Genomic DNA, 22,305 nt, shown 5'->3' with positions numbered 1-22,305 from the left:
GACTCCAGGTGGGGGGATTTGTTGATTTAAAAAATTAATGCGCTGCGAAAAAATTACCAACCGCTGCCAGCTTTGGCCTCGGTGACTTTCAAACGGGCGACGACTTGCATGCCTGCGCCTTGGCGCTGGATGGCAGAGCTGGCATCGGGCAACCACTCCAAGGCAATGCGGCTGCCTTGCACGCCATTGGCGACCAGCGCATCGCTGACCGCTTTGGCGCGTTCTTGCGCCAATTGACGCCGCTGAGCAGAGGGCAGATTTTCGGTCTCACGTGTGAGCAATTCGATGGAGACCGACTTTTGCCGGTCGGCCGCCAAGCCTTTGCCCAGCTCGGCCAGGGCTTGTTGGGCCATGCCATCGAGGCTTGATTTGTTGGGCTCAAAACCGATGCTCACAGACCCATTGGCACCGGCTTTGCCGCTGTTTTGTGCGGCGTTCACGGGCACGGGCAAGGGGGTGTTTTGAGTGGCCTCTGCGATGTCTACGACTTTGGCAGACTCGACCAACTTGTTCGCTGGTGCAGGCTCTGCGGGCGCTGGCCCTACGGCTTGCAACAAAGGCTGTGTGGTCGCATCGACAGCGGCTTGCAGTTTTTCAGCGTTGTGGGCACCTTTGAGTGCGTAGTCCACACAGGGCTGAGCATTCAGGCCGCTGACGGCGCCCAGCAACTCGAGCAAACCGTGCTCAATGGTGGTGCGCACACCCAACTGCAAAGGCTCCTGGTTCTTGGAGCCCATGTTGACGTCGAGCAACTCGGTGCCAAAGAAGCGAAAAATGCCGGCGCCCACTTCGGTGCCGGTGATCTGCTTTTGCATGCTGACGGTTTTGACCACCACCAAGCTGCGCGAGTCAACGATGCGCAGGTCCACACCCACGTTCATGGTGAAAGTGCGCACTTTGCCGCCGATGGACGACACGCTGAACTCGGCACCGCGCGACTGGATGTTGTAGTTGACTTCGGTGATGCCACCTACGATGTAGTAGTCGCTGCGCAAAATCGAGCCACCAAAGTAAGGCACCCAAGGCACTTGGGGCTTGCCCGCTTCGACCGCGTGCAGCTTGCCGTCACCCAATTGGCGGCGGTCTGCATAGGCCAGCTCCAGCTCGGCAATGCGGGTGTCAAAGCGTTCTTGCAAGCGCACGGCGCTGCCCATCTTGCCCAGAGCCGAATAGAGCATGAGCGAGCCGCCCTGCGTGATGGCGTTGCCTTCGGCCTGGCTGTATTTGCCGGTGTAGTCTTTCACATCACCGACGGTGATGGAGACCACCGGCACTTTGACAGCGCCATACGACTTGGCCAAGCAGGTAAAGGCCGACTCCATCGGCGTGGTGTTGTTGCGCGATGAGCTGCCGGGCATGACCGAGGCTTCTTTGGGCGGCTGTGCCTGGGCCTCTCGCCTTGCTTGAATGGCGCTGCAACCGGCCAATGTGGCCATGGCTGCAATAAGGCCCAACACCTGTAGTGTTCGGCGAATGGTGGTGCGGTGCATGTTTAAACCTTGGGGCATATGCAATCAGGGCTGCTGGCCGGCACAAGCCGAACTGGCACTGATGGAGGAGGTCAAAACGCCGGAGTTGGTTTGCTGTGAGTTCAGGACCTGGTCGGTCGTGCCACCGTTGGCAGCGACCTGGCCGGTGCTGGCGCTGTTGCTGGCACCCGAGATGCTGCTGTTGAGTGCGCCAGAGCTGCTTTGACCGCTGCTGATGCTGCCGGGCGGCGTGGCGTTGGTGTTGAAGACGCCCGTCAGGCTTGATTGCGACAGCCCGTTGCTGGCCGAGTTGGCTGCACCGCTGGCCGATGTGGTGCCGGTGTTGTTGAGCACAGGCGATGAGGTGCTGGCATCCAATCCGTTGGCACCGGATGTGCCGTTGGTCACAGCCGACAAGGTGCAGTTGACCTGCTTGTCGATGTACGTGTTGTAGTTGTAGGTCGACTTGATGGCGTTGTAGTAGCCGTTCTTTTTCTTCTCGATCATGTCCAGCACGTAGGCCTTGTTGACCTTGTCTTGGTTGGTTTGAAAGCCCCAGCTGGCACTTTCACCATAGCCGTTGGCCATGGCGGCGGGCACCGATAACAAAGCGGCAGACCCTATGACCCCAACGAAGAGTCGCTGGCCTGCACAGCGACTTTTTGTCACCACTGCACAGTCCCACGCTTTCACGAGTTTTTTCAACATATTTTTCCAAATTAGTTAAATTACTCAAAACGACGAAAGAAGTCGGTATTGGTTAATTTGTCGTTTTTATTTTGATGGGCGCAGCCCCATCGCACCATCACGCAAATCACGTGATGCAGGCAGATCAAATGCCGTCAGCCAGCATTCAGGAATTGGATTGAAGTGAGCGACCGCTTTTCTTCATAGTGAATGAGAAAGAGCTCAGCCACCAATGATGCGGCGCAGTTGTGAGCGCGAATGAACGCTGAACTTGCGGAAAATAGAACGGACGTGGGTGTCCACCGTGCTGGGAGAAATGCCCAAGCGGGCGGCGACTTCTTTGTCGGCATACCCGCGAGCGACCAACTTGAGCACCTCCGTCTCACGCTGGGACAGCTTGGTGCTCAAGGCGGACAGGGCATCATCAAGTGATGTCGGAGTTTCAGGCTCTGCCGCATCGGCCATGCGAAATTCAGACAAGAGCTGAAAGGCAATGCCAGGATTGATCGGCGATCCGCCAGCGCGCAATTGCTCTACAGCCCGGCTGAGCTCTTTGTCGACCGTGTTTTTGAGCACATAGCCTTGGGCGCCGGCACGGATCGCGCCCAAGGCTTCTTGGGGTGCATCCACCGAAGTCAGCACCAGCAAGGGGACATCGGTATGACTTTGGTGCAGTTGCGCAATCAAATCCACACCAAGTTCTTGCCCCAGATGCAAATCCACCACAGCCATGGCCAAGTGCTGCGCGTCCGCCGTGGCGAGCCAGCTGCGGGCAGATGGCAAGTCATGGCACATCACCAGGGTCAAATCTGCGCAGTCCCGCCCGAGCTCGGCATGAGCCCAATCGGCAAAGTTCAGGTCGTCTTCGACCATCAGCAGAAATGATTTTCCCGTTTGCATCGGTCCAATTAGATTTATAGAAATTTGTATTAGATAATATCCAAACATGATTTTGATGCATCTGTTAAATTTGTACATCCCGTGATTTGCATGACCTTGCACAAAACAGCAGGACCCGAACCACTCACCCCATCTTCATGACGCTCTATCCGCCTACCTTTTCAAGCAAAACTTGGACAGCCGTGAAGTTCTTGACAGGGCTGTGTTTCGCGATGATGGTCTTGGCAGCGACTTACGCCTTGAACGTGTCCATGACATCGGACGCCTTTGGTCGTGCAAGCGAAGGGAAAATCAGCATTCTTCGTGATGCCACCTTGGGTCTTGGGCCTGACATGGCGGCCATTCCGGATCGCTCCACGCAAGTCCCATTGCCCCATCGGCCTGAAAACAACGACAGCGGCTTTGCACATTACCGACTGGCCTTCACCGTGGACTCTGAGCCCACCCATGAACGGCACCTGGCTTTGTGTGTGCCCAGATGGTCCAGCAATCCCAGTGTGTGGATTGATGGGCAAAGGCTTTTGAATCACGAGCAAGGTCAGATCGATTTCAAACAACTGTCTCGGCCGGCTTTTGTCCCCTTACCTATGCGTTTGACGCCGGGAGAACACCGCCTCGACATTCGGCTGCGCACGGTGGCAGGCACCTTCCCGGGTTTGTCTGAAATTTGGTTTGGACGGCATGAGTTGCTGGCCAACGAATGTGGCGCATTACAGGATTTGCAAGTGGGCATGCGCCTGGGAGGCTTGATGTTGATGGTGTTCATCGCCATCGTTTCCATCAGTGTTTATGCTTCGCAACGTGATCGCCTGTCGATGGGCTTCGCCATGGCAGCCCTGAGCTGGTGCCTACACGCTTTGGTGGTGTTGGGCTGGCTAGGCCCCATGAGTGACAACACCTGGATCACCTGGTTCATGGTCACGCGACCAATGACCGGTTTTTTCGGGTTTTATGTGGCACTTTGCCTGATTCAAAACCGCCATCGCAGCCTGGAATGGGCTTTGTTGGGCCTGGGCCTGATCGCTTACCTGGCTTTGGCCCTGTTGCCCATGCAGCTTTGGCAAACCTGGCTGATGGGGGTAGCTGCCATCATCGTGCCTGCGACCTTGGCGATGGGGTTTTACTTGCTCTGGTACGCATCGTCCAAGTCTGGCTATTTGTCCGATTTTGCCTTTGCGATTTCCATGTTCTTTGGGGTGGGTGTCAATGCCCTGGACTTGGCGCGTGCCAAAGAACTTTTGCCTTATTCGCTGTTGTCGATGACGCACTGGGTGGCGCCGTTCTTGGCCCTGTCGATCGGCCTGCTGGCGAGCGAGCGTTTGGTGCGCTACCTTCGTTACAAAAAAGAAGCAGCGTGGCAGCTCAAACAGGAATTGGCCGCGCAAAGAAAACAACTGGCGGCGTACCACGAAGAGATCCAAACCCAGCGCGAAAAAATCTTGCTGACCGAAGAACGCCAGCGCCTGGTGCGCGACATGCACGATGGCTTGGGCTCGCAATTGATTTCCGCCAGTGCGCTGATCAAATCGGGGCCGATACAGGATGCACGATCGGCCGAATTGGCAGCCCTGATCGACCATGCCTTGCTGGATTTGCGCAGCATGCTCGACGTGTTCAGCAGCCCACGTCAAGTGGACCAAGACGACACGCAGGACACGGTATCTCTGTTGCTGGCCATGCTGCGACACCGACTGGCCCCCGTGTTCAGATCGCAAGGAATTCAATTTACCTGGCAGACCGCAGCCATGCCGCATGCGTTTTTGGCCAGTGATCAAGACCGATTGCAATTGCTGCGGCTGCTGCAAGAAGCCTGCACCAACGTCATCAAGCATGCTCGGGCCAAATCGGTCACGATGTGCACCCATGTCAGTGACAGCGTGATCGTGTTTGAGGTACAAGACGATGGCCAGGGCATCGATGCGGCCAAGGCCGGCACTGTCAAAAGGGCTGGCCACGGCATGGCCAACATGGCAGATCGCGCAGCACGACTAGGCGCAGAGCTGGTGGTCGAGTCATCGACCGATGGCACTTGTGTGCGGGTGATTTTCCAGCGCTAAGAAAGCTCAGTGAGAGGGCAACGCTGGTGCCGCCTGTTTTGACCGCACCCACACACCGCCTGAGTCCTCATTCAGCGACACAAAGAAAAGGCCACACTTCGCGAAAAGTGTGGCCTTAACAGCTTGTATGGTGGTGGGTGAGGACCGGGGTTCAATTCCCATCAGATGAACGGATGCTAACACCCTCGGTTCGGATCGGTTTCCTACGGAAACATGCGGAACCCTGACCCCGCAAATGCGGTTTCCTCATTTGCCCGCAGACTTCCGCAGCCTTTGATCTTGCCGTTTGAGCCATCGCTTACACCGGATAGGTGTGGGCCGGTGGATTGCCATTCCTCACCCAATCATTGAAGCAGGCTTCGGTCGACAAGACTTGGAAATGTTGAAACCAATCCGACTGACGCAAAGCCTGCTCGGAGGGACCATCAATCCAACCACTGATCACCAGGCAGAGGTCCATGCACCCGCGCAGGTTCGTCAGCCCTTGAGCCAGCCTCTTTGGGTATGCCCCTTGGTACCGAAATTTGAACAATGGCTCATGATGTGCCACACGATTTCGGAAGAAGTTGGCGATTTGTAGATCCTGTCCAAGCTGATGCCGGTTTTGCGAATTGCCCCACTGCTTGGGGTTCAAGATGGGATGGTTTGGGAAAATTTGCGAGATGACCGGCGGCGCATCAACTGGTGACAGTGTCCTGAAGAAATTGGTCCAGAACCCGAATGTCAAGGCAGCGACCACGTCATCCGTTGTTGGCTGCGGGTTCCTTCTGGCCTTGGTCTTCTTGTCATGCAAGATCCCGTCGATAGACTTTTTGGCATCACCGATGAACGGATAGTGCTGCGCCTGGGCATCGTCATACCAAGGATGCCCATGATGTCCAGCCGCTCCCGCAGGGGAATACCTCTGGGACATGACACGATGGATCGCATCCCTCAGATGCATCTCGATACAACCCAGCAGAGGGAACACCATGGCTGAGATCGCATAGTTCCAGGCATACGCACGCCGCACCTCCTCATTGGAGGTCAGCTTGAGGAAGCTCCGGTACCCTGCGATCCTGGCCGGTGCCAGGAAATGGACGAGGTGGTTCTGCTGGTTGCCTGTCATAGATCTCTGTGCTAGACTTCAAGGGAAGTCTGTGGATGTCCCGCTCTCACCTCGCGTGATGATGGCTCCATGTGCAAAGAGTCGGCGCCACCTTCGGGTGGCGTTCGGCTTTCTAGGCCTCGGTTTTGAACTAGATCAGATCTCAATGTTGTCCTCTGTGAGCTTGCTCCCACATTGAGGACAAACCGGTTTCATCTCCCGAAAGACTTCATCCCATTTCGCGAACCGGTCCAGGACAGAGAAACTGCCCCCTTTCAGCCCATCCAAAGAGTAGTCCTCGTACTGCCTAGAAAACGGGGCGTCGTTTTCTCGCATGACGATGCGCCCCTGGTGCCCACATGCGCATTTCAAATTGGTGCGTGTCACTGTTGTCATGGTGGATGGTCCTTCGCTAAACGATCGGGAGACGAAACGTTATTTGAGGCGGATTTCAGGGGTGAGTAGAAGTCCGGGATTCAATCCATCAAAAGACGTCTCTCTACCATTCGGCGGATGATGTAGGACGATTCAATGTGGCTCATGTTTCTTTGACGCAAATTTATGCGCCCCCTGAACATGGCGTATTCCTCTTTTGAGAGCCGGCCCGGCTTCCTTGGAAGCCTGAGCCATTCCAGAGAGCACACCGCACTCGTTGACTGCACCGCTGCCGGCGCAACTGCTGCGCAACTCAACAAGCTGCCTCTGCAAGGCCTTTAGCTCGCGGATTCGAACCGCCACATGTTTGATGTGCTCATCAATCAAGGTATTGATGTCAGAGCAGTCCTCTGGTGGGGCGTCTTTCATGCGCAACAGCGCTCGAATTTCATCCAGGGTCATGTCCAGCCCACGGCAGTACCTGATGAACATAAGCCGTTCAACATGCTCTGGCCCATAGACCCGGTAGTTGCCATCAGTCCGCTCGGCCATCGGCAGCAAGGCCTCACGCTCGTAGTAGCGAATGGTCTCCACCTGTGTGTCGGTGGCCTTGGCGAGCTCTCCAATCCTCATGGGGTCCTCCTTCAGCACTTGATCCCATTCTAGACCCTTGACTCTGAAGTGGCTACAGGGTTTCTAATGCTCCTGATGAGGAAAAAAATCATGAGTACAACCCCTGAAAGCACCAAGCCAGAAAACTGCCAAAGTGTGAGCTGCTGCTCTGCCGCTGCATGCGCGCCCACGACGCTATCTGAGCAGGACGTGACGCAAACACGCTCCGACCAACCGAAAAACAAGTTCCGCATCTCCAATATGGATTGCGCGTCAGAGGAGGCGGAGATCCGTCGCGCGTTGGATGGCATTCAAGGAATTGATACCCTGCGATTCGATCTTGGAGCACGTGTGTTGACCATTTCCGCGAGCGAAGCCGCATTGCCAGGTGCACTGCAGGCAATTCGAAAGGCAGGTTTCAAGCCTGAGGCCGTGGAAGAAGAAGGCAACACGTCTTCGAATGCATCCGCAGCATCTCCGGCTTTTTGGAAGGTATGGGGAAAACTTTTGGCAGCGCTTGGCTTGGCATTGGCAGCAGAAGCCATCAACTACGCGTTTCCGTCGACATCCTGGGTCAAAGCACTAGGCATGGGACTGGCAATGGGAGCCATTTTCCTTTCAGGCTTCGGAGTCTACGGAAAGGGCCTGGCTGCACTTCGGCAGGGGCGATTGAATATCAACGCGCTCATGTCGGTAGCCGTTACGGGCGCCTTTTTGATCGGCCAGTGGCCTGAGGCAGCTATGGTGATGGCGCTCTACGCGATTGCTGAGGCCATCGAGGCGCGGGCCGTTGATCGTGCGCGGGGTGCGATCAAGAGCCTACTAGCCCTTTCACCCGAGCAAGCAGAAGTGCGACAAGAAGATGGTCGCTGGCTTCGACTAGGGGTGCGGTCTGTTGCATTGAATTCAATTGTGCGAATTGCTCCGGGTGAACGTGTGCCGCTCGACGGCATCGTTGTGGCAGGTCAGAGCGCGGTGGATCAGTCACCCTTGACAGGTGAAAGTCTGCCTGTGGACAAGGGGCCGGGTGATGAGGTGTACGCCGGAACCATTAACCAAGCATCCGCCCTGGAGATGCAAGTCACTGCGCCTGCTTCCGACAGCACGCTGAGCCGGATCATCAAAGCCGTCGAGGAGGCTCAAGCCACCCGCGCACCGACGCAACGTTTCGTTGACCAGTTCGCCGCCATCTACACGCCTGCAGTCTTTGTCCTGGCACTGCTTGTTGCCTTGCTGATGCCTTGGGTGGCAGGTCTCACATGGCTGGAGGCGGTCTACAAAGCGTTGGTCTTGCTGGTGATTGCATGCCCTTGCGCCCTGGTCATCTCCACGCCGGTCTCTGTCGTAAGCGGTCTTGCAGCGGGTGCGCGCAGAGGCATTTTGATCAAGGGGGGCGTCTACCTTGAGGAAGCCCGCAAGATCAAAGCTGTCGCCTTGGACAAAACGGGCACCATCACCGAGGGCAAACCCAAACTGGTGGCGTTTGAGCCTGTGGCGACGGACGAAGCGCCAGAGCACATAGAACTGCTCGCAAAGAGCCTGGCTGCGCGCTCGGACCACCCCGTCTCGAAAGCGATTGCTCAAGGGCTCGCGGTACAACCCCAAGAGGTCAATTCGTTTGAGGCTGTTGCAGGTCGTGGCGTTCAAGGAGTGATTGATGGACACCCCTACATCCTGGCCAATCACCGCTGGATTGAAGAACGTAGCCAATGTTCTGCGCAATTGGAGGCGCGCCTCGCAGTCCATGAAGAGGCAGGACGCACTGTGACCATTTTGGCCAATCGGGACCGGGTGATCGCGCTGTTCGCTGTGGCAGACACGATCAAGCCGTCATCGATCGAGGCCATTTCCGAGATGAAGGCGCTAGGGGTCGTTCCCATCATGCTGACTGGTGATAACGCCGCTACGGCACGCACCGTTGGGCATCAGGCAGGCATCTCGGAAATCCGAGGCAATCTGCTGCCCGAGGACAAGCTCAAGGCCATTGAGGAGTTCCAAGAGCGATACGGCGTGACAGCCATGACCGGTGATGGCATCAATGATGCTCCGGCACTTGCAAAGGCGAATATTGGCTTTGCCATGGGTGCTGCAGGCACTCACACGGCCATGGAAGCAGCGGACGTCGTCGTCATGAACGATGACCTGCGCCGGATACCCGAAACGATCCGCTTGTCCAAACGAACCCATATCATCTTGTGGCAGAACATCACCCTCGCTCTCGGCATCAAGGCGGTGTTCCTGTTGATGGCCATCTTTGATGACGCCTCCATGTGGATGGCAGTTTTTGCGGACATGGGTGCGAGTTTGTTGGTTGTTTTCAACGGGCTGCGCCTTCTCAAGGCAGCAAAGTGAGGGCCGCCACATACAGGCCACCACTCTTGATTGACCTCAGGATTCATGAGGTCAACAACCGGGCTAGTGGCCTTGGAAGCCTAAAGCTACTACACTGTTACCTTATGAAACGGTACTTGGCAATCATCTTGCTGGTTCTGTTGCCCTTGCAGTTCAGCTGGGCAGCAGTGGCTGGTTATTGCCAACATGAATCGGGTGTGACTGTCAACCACCCAGGCCACCACAGTCACGACCATCAAGCCGCAGACCAACATGAACCCGTCAAAGACGGCGTTTCATCTGCTGGGGTTCATCATGACTGCGCGACGTGCCACTTGGGTTGTTCTGCGGCTCTGGCCAGTGATCTGACAACGCCCACAGCAGCGGCAGATCGGGATTACCCATTCGACTACGACGTCAACCCATCTCTAGCGCTCACAGAGCGACCTGAACGGCCTCAGTGGCCCACGCTTGCCTGATCGGCGAGCCTCGGGTTTCCTCTTCCCTTTTTCGAATCCCTTGTGCGCTGGTGTGCATGACGCATTAAGCGTTGCGCACTGAAGCCCGCGACCCCTGCGTCGCTGCTCGCTGATCTCCTTGGATGTTTTCACCATTGGAGATGAGTCATGCGTTTGAACGAAAAAAGGTCAGCACCTCTTCGAATTGTGCTGTCGGTGGTTACTTTGAGCTGCTGGGTCCTAAGCGCTCACGCACAGAGCACTTCTGGCGCCGCGCCAACCGGTGTGGCGTCATTGAAGGAAGTTTTTGAGACGGCTTGGCAAAGGCAGCCGGAAGCACGCGCGCTGCAGTCGCGACGGGACGCCGCGCAGGCCCAAGCCAAGGCTGCAGGCCTGCTGTCACCCGAGGCGCCCTCTCTTGAGATCAGTCAGCGATCGGACCGGGCGACCGGTAACAACGGTGCGCGTGAAGCCGAGATCGGCATCGCAGTTCCGCTCTGGCTCCCTGGGCAGCGCACGGCCAGTGCCGACTTGGCGCAGGCAGAAATCTCTTTTGTAGAGCGCAGGCTTCTCGCCTCACAACTGCGGCTCGCCGCATCCGTTAGGGATGCCTGGTGGAACTGGCAGCGTGCTCGCGTAGATGCCGAAATGGCGCGTGAGCAGTTGGCCAACGCCCAACGGTTGGCTGCAGACGTTGCGAGAAGGACGCAGGCAGGTGACCTGGCCCGGTCAGATCAGCATCAGGCAGAAGGCGCTGTGGCAGCAGCCGAAGCGCTAGCAGCGCAGGCCCAGGCTGCCTCGGCAGTTGCGTTGGCGCAGCTCAATGCGCTCACGGGCGGACTCGCGGCACCAGAATCACCCCACAACGCAGCGGGTGAACCCTCTCCAGCTCCGGCCCAATCAGCCCGTCACCCACTCATTGCAGAGCTGGAAGACCGTATCGCTGTTGCCGAACGCACGGCTGGCCTGATCAGCACCCAGAAACGCTCCAACCCCGAGTTAACGGTCGCCACCACTCGGGACCGTGGGTCATTTGGAGAACGGTATGGCCAGACGGTGCTCATCGGCATTCGAGTGCCGTTTGGTGCAGGGCCCAGGTATGACGCCCGTGTCGCGACGGCGCAGGCAGAAGCCATTGAAGTGCAGTCTCAACTAATCCTTGAGAGAGATCGAATCCAGGCCGATCAGCGAGGCGCTGCTTCTCGCGTGGAGGCCGCACGCATCCAACTCGACGCAGCCCAGCGAAGAGCCAAGCTGGCCCGGGAGTCCCGTGGATTTTTTGACAAGTCGTTCAGGCTGGGCGAGACCGATCTGCCAACTCGCTTGCGTATCGAGGCCGAGGCCGTTGAAGCAGAGCGACAAGAAGCGCGCAGCCGAATCGATCTGGCCACCGCCATTTCTGCATGGCGCCAGTCCTTGGGCTTGCTACCCCAGTGACCCCGCTCATCACCAAAGAATTAAGGAACACCATGAAGTTCATTCAATCGACTAGGGCCATATTTTTGGCTCTGATATTCACACTCCTTAGCCCATTGACTATCGCAGGACCTGGTCACGACCACGGAGACACCGCACCGCAAGCCACTGGATCTGCGCTGCCCCGGTTTACCGCAACGTCTGAGGATCTTGAGCTGGTTGGCATCCTCAATGGAAAGCTGGTCACGCTTTATCTGGACCGCTTTAAAGACAACAGCCCGGTCAACGACGCCCAAATCGAGTTGGACATCGCTGGCAGCAAATACAAAGCGCAAAAGCATGGTGAAGGTGAGTACGAGGTCACCCTCAAGGACACGCTCAAGACCGGCGTGATGGCGATCACCGCAACCATCCAGGCCGGTGACCTGACCGATTTATTGGCGACGGAACTTGATTTGCACACCGATGAAAGCGTGCCAGGACTTCGCTCTACATGGAAAACCATCGCGATGTGGGTCGGCGCCGGTTTACTTGCGCTGCTGACGCTGGGCGTCATGGTTCGCTTCCGTCAAAAAACCCGTCGTGCTTAAGGAGCCATCCACATGAAAACCAAAAACACTGTGAAAAAGCTCCACTGGCTCGCTCTGGCGGCAACTTTGAGCTTAGCGGGCGCTGGCGCGCCGTCTTTCGCTGGTGAGGGTCATGACCACGGCGCAGCCCCTGCCGTGGGAAATGCCAATGGCCCGCAGCGCATGGCCGATGGCAGCGTCTACTTGCCCAAGCCAGCGCAGCGCCAACTCAATGTCAGGACGCTGGTGGTGGAGACCGCCGAGCTGCCTCGCGCCTTTGAACTCAACGGACGGGTGCTGATGGACCCGAACGCTGGAGGGAAAGTTCAACCCATCAATGCTGGACGGATCGAGCCCGGGCCCAATGGCTTGCCCAACGCGGGTCAGACTGTGAAAAAAGGCGAGGTGCTGGCCTATGTAGTCTCAGCTGTTGCCCCGCTGGAAAAAGCTAGCCAATCGGCTCAGTTAGCTGAGATCCGTGCTGCCAAGGCGCTTGCCGAAAAGCGTCTGGCGCGTTTGCGTGAACTGTCGGACACCGTGCCACGCAAAGAGGTGGAAGCTGCTGAGAGCGAGGTGGTCAGCTTGACGGACCGCATGTCGGCCGTCAGCGCAGGCTTGGCCAGCAAGGAGGCTCTACTGGCCCCGGTGTCCGGGGTGATTGCGTCTGCCCAAGTCGTCGCAGGTCAGGTGGTCGACGCCCGTGAGCTGATCTTTGAAATCGTCGATCCGAAACGGCTGCGGATCGAAGCACTGGCTTTTGATGGCGCAATTGCGAGCAATATTGGCGGCGCCACACTGGCGGTCGGTGATCAGCGCGTGCGTCTGAGCTTCATTGGTGCTGCCCGCAGCTTGCGCGAGCAGGCACTGCCCTTGAATTTCCAGGCGCAGAGTCCGGAACTGCTGGGTTTGGCCGTTGGGCAACCGGTCAAAGTGGTCGTTCAGTCCAAGCAAAAAACGCAGGGCATCCCGGTGCCCCAAGCGTCACTGATGAAGAACGCAGCCAATCAGAACGTGGTCTGGGTCAAGACTGCACCTGAAAAGTTTGAACCTCGCACCGTCACCTTTGAACCACTGGACGGTGCAAGCGTCACGGTGACCTCGGGTCTGAAATCCGGTGATCGTGTGGCGACTCAGGGCGCCACACTCATCAACCAAGTCCGCTAAGGAGTCACGCGATGTTTAAGTGGCTTCTCGAAAACAGTCTGGCCAATCGGCTACTGGTGCTGATTGCTGGCGCCGTATTAATGGCCTACGGGGCATTCACCCTGACCCGAACGCCGGTGGATGTCTTTCCGGACCTGAACAAGCCGACGGTCACGATCATGACCGAGGCTGGCGGGATGGCGGCCGAAGAGGTGGAACAGTTGATCACCTTCCCGCTGGAAACGGCCATGAACGGATTGCCTGGTGTGGAGTCGATTCGCTCGACATCCTCGGCGGGGCTGTCCTTTTTGTACGTGACTTTCAATTGGGACACGGAGATTTTCCGGGCACGCCAATTGGTGTCTGAACGGCTCTCGGCCATGGAGCAAGGTTTGCCTGCCGGGGTGATGCCCCGCATGGGCCCAATCAGCTCCATCATGGGCGAGATCATGCAGATCGCCATTCCTGTCGATCCGCAAAAGATCTCACCCATGGCCGTGCGTGAATACGCCGACTGGGTGCTTCGCCCGCGTCTGCTGTCCATACCGGGTGTCGCACAGATAATCCCCATCGGCGGAGAAGTGCGTCAGTTTCAGGTTCAGCCCAACACGGCACGTATGTCGGATCTGGGTATTTCCTTGGACCAGTTGGAGTCTGCTCTGCGCGGGTTTTCAGCCAACACATCCGGCGGCTTTCTGGAACTCAATGGACGCGAGTACCTGATCCGGAATCTGGGCCGCACCTCCCGTCTGGAGGACTTGCGCAACCTGGCCATTTCCGCCAAGAACGGGCAGCCCATCTTGTTGCGACAAATCGCCGAGGTCACTTTTGCTGCGGCCATCAAGCGAGGCGATGCAGGCTTTGAGGGCAAGCCAGCGGTGATCCTGGGGGTTCAAAAGCAACCCACGGCTGACACCACTAGCTTGACCAAGTCCATCGAGGAAGCCATTTCGGACCTCAAAGCTTCTCTGCCCGCAGGGATGGAGGCCCCACGTGTGACATTCCGCCAGGCCAGCTTCATTGAGGCGTCGATTTCGACGCTGCAAGGCAAGCTGATCGGCGCGTCGGTCTTTGTGGCCGCGATCCTTTTCTTCTTCCTGGGGACGTTGCGTCCCACCATCATCGCGCTCACCGCCATACCGGTGTCGATTTTCATCACGGCACTGGTCTTCAAGTACTTCGGCCTGTCGATCAACACCATGACGCTTGGGGGGCTGGCCATTGCCATCGGTGGACTGGTGGACGACGCCGTGGTGGATGTGGAAAACATCCTGCGCCGTCTCAAAGAAGACCGTGCCAAGGATGCCAGCCAGCGCCAGCCGCTGCTCTCACTTGTAGCCAAGGCGTCCATGGAGGTCCGCTCAGCCATCCTCTATGCGACGGTGATCATTGTTCTGGTCTTTCTGCCTCTGTTCGCGTTGCCGGGGCTGGAGGGTAAGCTGTTTGTACCGCTGGGCATCGCTTTCATCATCTCGACACTGGCCTCATTGCTCGTATCGGTGACGATGACCCCTGTGCTGAGCTACTACCTGCTGCCCCGGATGAAGAATCTGGACCATGGCGACACCAAGGTGCTCGCCTGGCTCAAGCGGCGGTACAAGAGCAGCTTGCAGATGGTTCTGGACAGGCCTCGCGTGGCCATGGCCAGCGCAGGGGTTGCGGTCCTGCTGGCAGCCACAGCTGTACCATTCTTTCCCACCACGTTCTTGCCCCCCTTCAATGAGGGCACGCTGCTCGTGGGCCTGCGACTGAACCCAGGCGTCACGCTGACCGAATCGTCTGCCCTGGCGCGCCAGGCCGAGGTGTTGGTCAAGCAAGTACCGGAAGTGGTGCACGTTGGCAGGCGCAGTGGACGTGCTGAGCTCGATGAGCACGCCGAGGGCGTTCATGTGAGCGAACTGGATGTGGGGATCAAACCCTCAGGAGAGCTGACTCGCTCGATGGATGAGGTTCGTGCAGATATTCGTGCGCGACTGGCCAATTTGCCAGCCTCCATCGAGGTGGGACAGCCGATCTCTCACCGGATCGATCACATGCTCTCTGGCGTTCGCTCACAAATCGCCATCAAGATCTTCGGCGAAGACCTGGACGTGCTTCGAGGGCAAGCCGACACCTTACGCTCCCGACTGGCGGGTATCCAAGGCATCGCCGATCTGCAAATCGAAAAGCAAGTTCTTGCGCCCCAAATCAAGGTTCGGTTGGACTACGCTGCGGTAGCCCAATATGGATTGTCGGGCGCACAAGTGCTTTCGACACTGCAAGCATTGGCCGAAGGCGAACGTGTCACTCAGATCATGGAAGAAGGTCGACGGTTTGCTCTGGTCGTGCGCTTGCCTGAGTCTGCCCGTTCGCTTGAAGGCCTCGGCCAGATATTGATCGAAACGCCCTTAGGCAGGGTGCCTTTGTCCAAGATCGCCACGATTGAAGACGCTGATGGGCCGAACCAGATTAGCCGGGACAACGGCAAGCGTCGCATCGTGATCTCCGCCAACGCCTCGGGTCGTCCGCTCTCGGAGGTCGTGGCCGACATCCGTAAGGTCACAGCAGAATCTCGACTGCCCGAGGGCTACTTCATTACTCTTGGGGGGCAATTCCAGGCGCAAGAAGAAGCATCGCGCCTGATTTCCTTGCTCTCTGTTGTCTCTGTAGTGTTGATGTTTGTGGTGCTCTACAGCCGCTACAAGTCAACCGTTTTGTCGGCCTTGATCATGGTGAACATTCCCCTCGCGCTCGTGGGTGCCGTGTTGGGACTGTGGTTGTCAGGTCAGCCCTTGTCGGTGGCAGCCCTGATTGGCTTTATCACCCTGGCGGGTATTTCAGTGCGCAACGGGATTTTGAAGGTGAGCCACTACATCAACCTCATGCGCTTTGAGGGAGAGTCCTTCAACACGCAGATGATTCTGCGCGGATCGTTGGAGCGTTTGAGTCCCGTCTTGATGACCGCGTTAGTGACCGCTTTTGCACTGGCACCTTTGCTCTTCGAGGCCGAGCGCCCAGGCACTGAGATCTTGCATCCGGTGGCTGTGGTGATCTTCTCTGGCTTGATCAGTTCCACGCTGCTCGACACATTTCTCACACCCGCGATGTTCTGGCTCTTCGGTCGCAAGCCCGCCGAGGCGCTTTTGCAAGACAAGGACGCCGAGGCGTTCTGACCTAGTTTTCTACCTCAACCCTAAAAAGGAAATCTCATGAAATTCCGCACTTTCTTAATCACTTCGTCGTTGCTACTGAGCGGACTCGCTTGGGCTGGCCCTAACGATGGCGTGTTGATTAGCCAGTCAAACTGAGCCAGTGTTTGCATCGAATATTGAGCCACTGGTTTTTAAAGAATTGGCTTATTCGGTTGTGGATAAGTTTAGCTGCTCGGTGCTTTTGCCCCCTTTCGTTTTGGATTGTTTACCCTTCAGGCTGACCGCCTGCGAGTGCTTGAAGCGCCAACTCTCGTTGCCCGTCTCAACAATGTGGCAGTGATGCGTGAGCCGGTCCAGCAACGCCGTGGTCATCTTGGCGTCGCCAAATACATTGGCCCACTCCGAGAAGTTCAGATTGGTCGTGATCACCACGCTGGTTCGCTCGTATAGCTTGGACAGCAAATGAAACAACAACGCGCCCCCTGATTGGGTGAACGGCAAATACCCCATCTCATCCAAGATCACCAAATCCACATACATCAAGCGATTGGCCAACTGCCCATGCTTGTTCTGAGATTTCTCAAGCTCCAAGGCATTGACCAGTTCCACCGTGGAGAAGAAACGCACCCGCTTGCCCTTACCGCGGATAGCTTGCACCCCAAGGCTGGTGGCCAAGTGCGTCTTGCCCGTGCCCGGCCCACCCACAAACACCACGTTGTGTGCCGAGTCCACAAACTGCAATTCATGCAACTGTTTGACCAGATTCGCGTCCACATGCGCCTGCGCGAAGTCAAACCCCGTCAAATCCCGGTGTGCGGGGAAGCGGGCAATGCGCATTTGATAGGCCATGGAACGCACCTCGCGCTGTGCAGCCTCCGACTTGATCAGTTGGTGCAACACCACCTCATGGTCCAGCGCTTTGATCCTGGCCGTTCCCAGAACCTCCGGCCAAGCGCTGGCCATGCCATGCAGACTCAATGATTTGAGCCCATCGACCACATCACTCATGGCGCGCCTCCTGTTCATCTCTCAAAGCGTCATAGCGCTCCAAGTTGGCAAGCGCAGGCGTGTTCAGTTGCAGGGGCGTGCTGATTTCCAGGCGCGCAGGCGCAGGCTCCTTAAGCCGGGCAATCACATTGAGCACGTGCTCGGCACTCACCCGACCCGCCTGCAGTGCCAACTCGGTGGCCACCAATACTTCTTCGAGCCCGTGTAAGTTCACCGCCAACAGCACCTGCGCCATCACCCGGTCCCCTCCTGGGTGTTTGAGTAATTGACGCTGCAACTCCAACAAGGGCTCGGGCATTTCCCTGAAGGGGGCGCCATTGCGCAACGCCCCGGGCTTGCGCTCGACCAAGGCAATGTAGTGCTGCCAGTCGTAAATGGTTTGATCCCGCCCAAAGTGACGCTCCAACCGGACACTGTGCCCATCGAGCCCCACCACCAACAAGTACTCCGGGTAGACGCGCAAACTCACCACCCCATGCACCCACTCGCAAGGCACGCTGTAGCGGTTGCGTTGGTATTGAATCAGCGATGTAGAGGTCACCCGAATCGGTTGTTCAACGTACCCATCAAAGGGCTTGGGGCAAGGCATCAAGCGGCTCGCCTCATCTTGCCAAACATCGGCAATGCTCAGCTCTGGCCACTCTGGGTGTGCCAACTCCTGCCAGGCATCTTGGCAGGCACGCTGGAGCCACTCATTGAGCTCGGCCAGACTGCTCCAGCGCCGCTCAGTGATCTCGCGCACAACACCTCGCCTGCGGTCTTGCACGTTCTTCTCGACGATGCCCTTCTCCCACCCAGCCGCACGGTTGCAAAACTCGGGATCAAACAAATAATGCCCCGTCATCGCCTCAAACCGCGCGTTGACGCTGCGCTGCTTGCCTTTGCCAATCTTGTCCACCGCCGTCTTCATGTTGTCGTAAATGCCCCGTTTGGGCACGCCGCCAAACACAGCAAAGCCTCTGGCATGGGCGTCAAACAGCATCTCATGGGTTTGTGTGAAGTAGGCCACCAGCAAGAACGCCCGACTGGCGGCCAGTTTGATGTGCGCCACCTCCAATCGGCGGCGCAACCCTCCAATGAAGGCGTACTCACAGCTCCAGTCAAACTGGAAGGCCTCTCCCAGCTCAAAGTGCAGCGGCACAAACCCCACGTTCTTGGGCGCATGGCTTTGCTCATGCTTCCAGCGCTGAGCAAACCGGTACACGGGCGTCGAACTACCGCCGTAGCCCATGGCGCGCAAAGCCTCAAACAAGGCCTTGACGCCACGTCGCTCGCGCTTGTTACGGTGGCTGTCGGCTTTGAGCCAAGTGACAAGCTGCTCCTTGTACGGGTCCAGCACACTGGCCGCGCTCTGCCGAACAGGGTATTGGGGCTCAACCATCTCAGGCTCGCTGAGCCATTTGGTGGCCGTGTTTCTGGAAATTCCAAGCCTGAGGCTGGCTTGGCGCACTGACAGGCCATCTCGCAAGACGAGGCGGCGCAATTTACTCAAAGTTCCCACGTTGATCACTCCCGGCCACCCTTGCTCAAAAAATAAGCAGGATAGGCCAATGAAGCGGCTCAAATTTGGATGCAAATTCCCATCAAAGTGGCTCAGTTTTCAAAGCCAATCAACACTCTTTAGGCAGTTGCCGAAAAATCATCAACCTAAACGCTACCCAAATTTGGATTTCCACTTTAGGCCATGGACTTCAGAGTGAAGTTCAAGGTTTACGGAAAGGAATCATTGAGCCAATCTACCTCAGCTGTTCACATCGAGCTAGGCAGATGGTCAAAGCGCATATACCTAAAAGCTAACTCATACGGGATTTCCAATCTCTTCCAGACATTAATCAGCAATGTCATAGAAAGAAAGGAATTTCGCGAACGAACCAAAAATATTCGGGACAGTCAAAGAGCAGCTGTCTGACGGTGAACCTTAAATGAGGCCACTGTCGCCCATCACAAAGTCTCAACAACAGACAGACATGCCAACCGACATTTCTGTGTCCATGCAAATGACTATTCATCTGCATCAATTTTTAAATTCCATCTAGCAAGTTGCTAGTTTGAAAGAGGAGCTAACCGTGTCTACACAGACAACACCCTATCTCACAGGGATCGCAAATCATTTGCAAATCGCACTCGATGCGTTGAAATCCGAGTGCGCGACTACATTCAAAGAATATCACTCTGCTCGCAAGGGCGGGTACAGCAATATCGCCCGTACGTTCCTCTGGTGGAACGAAGCTAAAGCGTACTCTTGTTTCGATGCATTGACTGGGGGCAATGAAATTCCAAATGGTCGCGCTGTCAATCACGGCCATAACTTTTCTCCATTGCTCAAACTGGCATTCCCCCAAATCAGTAGACACTTTTCATAGCGCAGTTTGACGCTGGCGCTCGAACTCATGGGGGCTGAGTTGATCGAGATGCTTGTGGCGTCGCACTCGATTGTAGAAACCCTCGATGTAATCGAAGATTTCTGACTTGGCTTCAGCCCTTGTTTGGTAAATCCGTTTTTTGATCTGCTCGCTCTTCAAGCTGCTGAAGAACGACTCAGCCACAGCGTTATCCCAACAGTTGCCCCGACGGCTCATGCTGGGGCTCAACCGGTTGTCTTTGCACCAGCGATTGAACTCGTCACTGCCAAATTGACTGCCCTGATCCGAATGGATGATCACAGAATCCTTTGGTTTTCTTCGCCAAACCGCCATCGTCAGTGCATCCAGCACCAAACTCGTCTGCATTCGTGCGCCCATACTCCAGCCAACGACCGCACGCGAGTGCAAATCCAGCACGGCAGCCAAATATAACCAGCCCTCATGCGTGCGGATGTAGGTGATATCCGTGACCCAAGCGTGGTCTGGCTCATCGTGCTGGAATTGACGCTCCAATTGATTGGGAGCCACTTGCGCAGGCTTGCCCACCTTGTACCTGGGTCTCTTGTACCCCCGTACCGATTTGATCTGCGCTGCGCGCATCAACCGGGCAACACGGTTTTCGCTACACGCCACACCCGCCTCCTTGAGATCAAAGAAGATGCGAGGACTGCCGTAGATGCCCATGCTTTGGTCGTAGAACTCACGAATCTGCGTGGTCAACTTTTCATTGGCCTTGGCCCTTGGAGAGAGCGGCTCACGCAGCCAAGCGTAATAGCCGCTGCGGTGCACCTTAAGAACACGGCACATACTGGTCAGACGAAACTCGCGCTGGTGTACCTGCATGAACGCGTACTTCACCCGGACTGCTTGGCAAAGTACGCTGCGGCCTTTTTTAAGATGTCGCGCTCCTCTGTTGTTCGCCTGAGTTCAGCCTTGAGCTTGGTCATCTCAGCTTGCAGCGCTTTGAGGTCGCTTGACTGGGGTGCGTCTGATTTCTTGAACTTGTTGACCCAGCTGTACAGAACCCCCTCCGGAATTCCCAGCCGCTTGGCCACATCGACGACGGCATGACCTTTATCGATGACTTGTTTGACCGCCTCGGACTTGAACTCGGCGGCATATTTCGTTCGTTGCATTTGCATGGCTCCAATTCAGTTTTGACATCATTATTTGTCTACTAATTTGGGGGAATGCCACAGCGCGAAGTTAGGATTGTTGAAATTGCTCATGATTAAATTTCCACGTAAATAGTTTCAATGTCGTCGTGTGTAACGATGGCGCCATCAATGCTGTAATCGTTCAGTTCGTGGTCACCAACGAGTGCCTCGATATGAGCTTCTTCCATTTGCGCAGCAGTTTTCTCTGCGATGACAGGCGTATAGGACTTGAATGCATTGACACAGAGGGTCTTGGTATCCAGATCCAATGTCGGAATCGCGATGCAGTAATTTGCAACGTCAGTAGTGAACTCGAGCACGAGGACATGCTTACCGAGCTTGAAACTCACGGCACCATCGAAGGGAATGTGGCCCAGACTTGCCAGCACGGGCATCAGATCTTTCGTCAAGAACCGTTGATCAATCAGCACGTTTTCGTCCACGCCTTCGGGGTCGTAAACAACGCGATTCTTGACGATGAACTTGCCATCTTTTTGGGTGTGCGAGGTGTAAATGCACTTACCAGTCACCGTAATTTGCATCTGCAAATTTGCTTCACGAGTGATGTGATCGTCAATGCCCTGCAGCCACATCTCTGCAACACGCTTGGAAATAGCTTCGACTGCTTGGGGTTTCAAATCGATGCGTGTGACCAACTGACTGTCATATGCGTTGTCGTAGATGGGTTGCTCGTAAGCAAATTGAGGCTCTTGAGCAAACGAATTGAAGTGAATCAAGAGTTGGCTTTTTTCATCGGCCTTGTGAGTCAAGCAAAGACGATGGCTGTACACAGGATCATTAGGCAGCGCTGGAATTTTTCCGAAATGGTCAGGGCTGTACAAATTGAATGCCAATTGGTTCAGCAATGTCTGTTCAACTGTGCTTTTGCTGATGCCAGTCAGAGCAACGTCATAGTTCGGGGCATCCATGAACATTGCCTTGGGTTTGACGGTTGTCACCACTCCAGCTTTGAGGTGCAAAGGACTCAGAACCAATTCCCCAGTCTTACCCAGATACATCAGGCGCGGACGAGCCAAAACTTCGTTTTCGGAGTTGTTCGAGTCTGGGATGACTTGAACCAGATCTTTTTGCTTGAGCTTCAAGGAAGCTGGCAAAAGTTGGGTACGGAGGGTCTCGCACAGGATCCGAGTGCTGGTCGGACATGCATCAAACTTTTTGCGATACGCATTCACGATGGAAGAGTTAACCAACGACTTGTCGATCAAGTTATTCAACAGCGTGTACTGATTGTTTTCACGCTTGACCAATGCAATTGCATAACCATCCAAATTTGTGACCATCGAGCCACCGAAGGTTGCGGAAGGTTCGACGATCGAGCAATTCAAATGCGCCTTTGCATCGGGCAGCAACTTTTCAGTGATCACCTCTTCTTTGACGCGACGAGTTTCCTTGACTGTGTAGCGAGGAATCAATTTGTATTTGAAATTCCAACCTGCCATTTCAGCCTCGATGACAGAAGCTTCATCAGCAACACGCTGCTCGTATTCATCGATGGAAATTTCCGCAGCGAGCTCCCGGTCG

Annotated in this window: 15 protein-coding genes; 6 read left to right on the top strand and 9 right to left on the bottom strand. The window is 56.2% G+C overall.

All coding sequences use genetic code 11. The annotated features are described in order from the left end of the window. Nucleotides 1-53: 53 nt before the first annotated feature. From B9Z43_RS09395 to B9Z43_RS09385, 3 genes are all read right to left on the bottom strand, one after another. On the bottom strand, nucleotides 54-1,490 hold the full coding sequence (locus B9Z43_RS09395; protein WP_158270096.1) for a CsgG/HfaB family protein: 1,437 nt from the start codon (nucleotides 1,488-1,490) through the stop codon (nucleotides 54-56). 24 nt (nucleotides 1,491-1,514) lie between these two features. Then, complete coding sequence (locus tag B9Z43_RS09390) at nucleotides 1,515-2,057, bottom strand: hypothetical protein (RefSeq protein ID WP_108324782.1); 543 nt, start codon at nucleotides 2,055-2,057, stop codon at nucleotides 1,515-1,517. Nucleotides 2,058-2,378: 321 nt separating this feature from the next. Continuing rightward, a complete protein-coding gene (locus B9Z43_RS09385) occupies nucleotides 2,379-3,056 on the bottom strand; it encodes a response regulator transcription factor (RefSeq protein WP_158270095.1) in 678 nt (225 codons plus the stop codon). Between the two features lie 182 nt (nucleotides 3,057-3,238). On the opposite strand from B9Z43_RS09385, the gene B9Z43_RS09380 reads away from it, so the two are divergent. After that, nucleotides 3,239-5,113 carry a sensor histidine kinase gene (locus B9Z43_RS09380; RefSeq protein WP_158270094.1) on the top strand — a complete coding sequence of 625 codons (1,875 nt, stop codon included), beginning with the start codon at nucleotides 3,239-3,241 and terminating at the stop codon, nucleotides 5,111-5,113. A gap of 298 nt (nucleotides 5,114-5,411) precedes the next feature. Here B9Z43_RS09380 and B9Z43_RS09375 read toward each other — a convergent pair whose 3' ends face one another. After that, nucleotides 5,412-6,221: an Abi family protein gene (locus B9Z43_RS09375; protein WP_108324775.1), complete on the bottom strand. Its 810-nt coding sequence runs from the start codon at nucleotides 6,219-6,221 to the stop codon at nucleotides 5,412-5,414. Nucleotides 6,222-6,728: 507 nt separating this feature from the next. Next, a complete protein-coding gene (gene cadR, locus B9Z43_RS09365) occupies nucleotides 6,729-7,208 on the bottom strand; it encodes a Cd(II)/Pb(II)-responsive transcriptional regulator (RefSeq protein ID WP_108325535.1) in 480 nt (159 codons plus the stop codon). Between the two features lie 75 nt (nucleotides 7,209-7,283). On the opposite strand from cadR, the gene B9Z43_RS09360 reads away from it, so the two are divergent. From B9Z43_RS09360 to B9Z43_RS09335, 5 genes are all read left to right on the top strand, one after another. After that, nucleotides 7,284-9,539, top strand: coding sequence for a cation-translocating P-type ATPase (locus B9Z43_RS09360; RefSeq protein WP_255417092.1), 2,256 nt, complete (start codon nucleotides 7,284-7,286; stop codon nucleotides 9,537-9,539). Nucleotides 9,540-10,261: 722 nt separating this feature from the next. Next, nucleotides 10,262-11,413, top strand: a complete 1,152-nt coding sequence (locus tag B9Z43_RS09350) for a TolC family protein (RefSeq protein ID WP_233250080.1) — start codon at nucleotides 10,262-10,264, stop codon at nucleotides 11,411-11,413. Nucleotides 11,414-11,445: 32 nt separating this feature from the next. Next, nucleotides 11,446-11,982: a hypothetical protein gene (locus tag B9Z43_RS09345; RefSeq protein ID WP_108325530.1), complete on the top strand. Its 537-nt coding sequence runs from the start codon at nucleotides 11,446-11,448 to the stop codon at nucleotides 11,980-11,982. A gap of 12 nt (nucleotides 11,983-11,994) precedes the next feature. Beyond that, entirely contained in the window at nucleotides 11,995-13,125 is a 1,131-nt protein-coding gene (locus B9Z43_RS09340; RefSeq protein WP_108324766.1) for an efflux RND transporter periplasmic adaptor subunit, read from the top strand. 11 nt (nucleotides 13,126-13,136) lie between these two features. Then, the gene (locus B9Z43_RS09335; RefSeq protein WP_108324764.1) at nucleotides 13,137-16,256 is read left to right on the top strand and encodes an efflux RND transporter permease subunit; all 3,120 of its coding nucleotides are present in this window, start codon (nucleotides 13,137-13,139) and stop codon (nucleotides 16,254-16,256) included. Nucleotides 16,257-16,439: 183 nt separating this feature from the next. Here the strand turns inward: B9Z43_RS09335 and istB are convergent, their stop codons facing one another. From istB to B9Z43_RS17150, 4 genes are all read right to left on the bottom strand, one after another. Then, nucleotides 16,440-17,243, bottom strand: a complete 804-nt coding sequence (istB, locus tag B9Z43_RS09330) for an IS21-like element helper ATPase IstB (protein WP_199222288.1) — start codon at nucleotides 17,241-17,243, stop codon at nucleotides 16,440-16,442. Further along, nucleotides 17,236-18,744: an IS21 family transposase gene (istA, locus tag B9Z43_RS09325; RefSeq protein WP_108325528.1), complete on the bottom strand. Its 1,509-nt coding sequence runs from the start codon at nucleotides 18,742-18,744 to the stop codon at nucleotides 17,236-17,238. The genes istB and istA overlap by 8 nt, the downstream gene beginning before the upstream one ends. Before the next feature lie 856 nt (nucleotides 18,745-19,600). Next, nucleotides 19,601-20,742 (bottom strand): IS3 family transposase gene (locus B9Z43_RS09320; RefSeq protein WP_108325526.1). Its coding sequence is split into 2 segments (ribosomal slippage): nucleotides 19,601-20,496 and nucleotides 20,496-20,742, totalling 1,143 coding nucleotides; the frame shifts between segments, so codons are not numbered across the junction. Nucleotides 20,743-20,837: 95 nt separating this feature from the next. Continuing rightward, nucleotides 20,838-22,305: hypothetical protein (locus B9Z43_RS17150; RefSeq protein WP_158270093.1), on the bottom strand; the 1,468-nt coding region annotated here is incomplete at its 5' end.

The sequence above is a fragment of the Limnohabitans sp. MMS-10A-192 genome (assembly GCF_003063335.1).
In the GTDB taxonomy this organism is placed as follows: Bacteria; Pseudomonadota; Gammaproteobacteria; order Burkholderiales; family Burkholderiaceae_C; genus Limnohabitans_A.
This window is presented reverse-complemented; position numbering and strand designations above follow the sequence as displayed.

Bases quoted from the DNA above. Each gene is read 5' to 3' on its own strand.
- cadR (WP_108325535.1), bottom strand. From the start codon at position 7,208: ATGAGGATTGGAGAGCTCGCCAAGGCCACCGACACACAGGTGGAGACC.
- B9Z43_RS09395 (WP_158270096.1), bottom strand. From the start codon at position 1,490: ATGCACCGCACCACCATTCGCCGAACACTACAGGTGTTGGGCCTTATT.
- istB (WP_199222288.1), bottom strand. From the start codon at position 17,243: ATGAGTGATGTGGTCGATGGGCTCAAATCATTGAGTCTGCATGGCATG.
- B9Z43_RS09390 (WP_108324782.1), bottom strand. From the start codon at position 2,057: ATGGCCAACGGCTATGGTGAAAGTGCCAGCTGGGGCTTTCAAACCAAC.
- B9Z43_RS09340 (WP_108324766.1), top strand. From the start codon at position 11,995: ATGAAAACCAAAAACACTGTGAAAAAGCTCCACTGGCTCGCTCTGGCG.
- B9Z43_RS09335 (WP_108324764.1), top strand. From the start codon at position 13,137: ATGTTTAAGTGGCTTCTCGAAAACAGTCTGGCCAATCGGCTACTGGTG.
- B9Z43_RS09375 (WP_108324775.1), bottom strand. From the start codon at position 6,221: ATGACAGGCAACCAGCAGAACCACCTCGTCCATTTCCTGGCACCGGCC.
- B9Z43_RS09360 (WP_255417092.1), top strand. From the start codon at position 7,284: ATGAGGAAAAAAATCATGAGTACAACCCCTGAAAGCACCAAGCCAGAA.
- B9Z43_RS09345 (WP_108325530.1), top strand. From the start codon at position 11,446: ATGAAGTTCATTCAATCGACTAGGGCCATATTTTTGGCTCTGATATTC.
- B9Z43_RS09385 (WP_158270095.1), bottom strand. From the start codon at position 3,056: ATGCAAACGGGAAAATCATTTCTGCTGATGGTCGAAGACGACCTGAAC.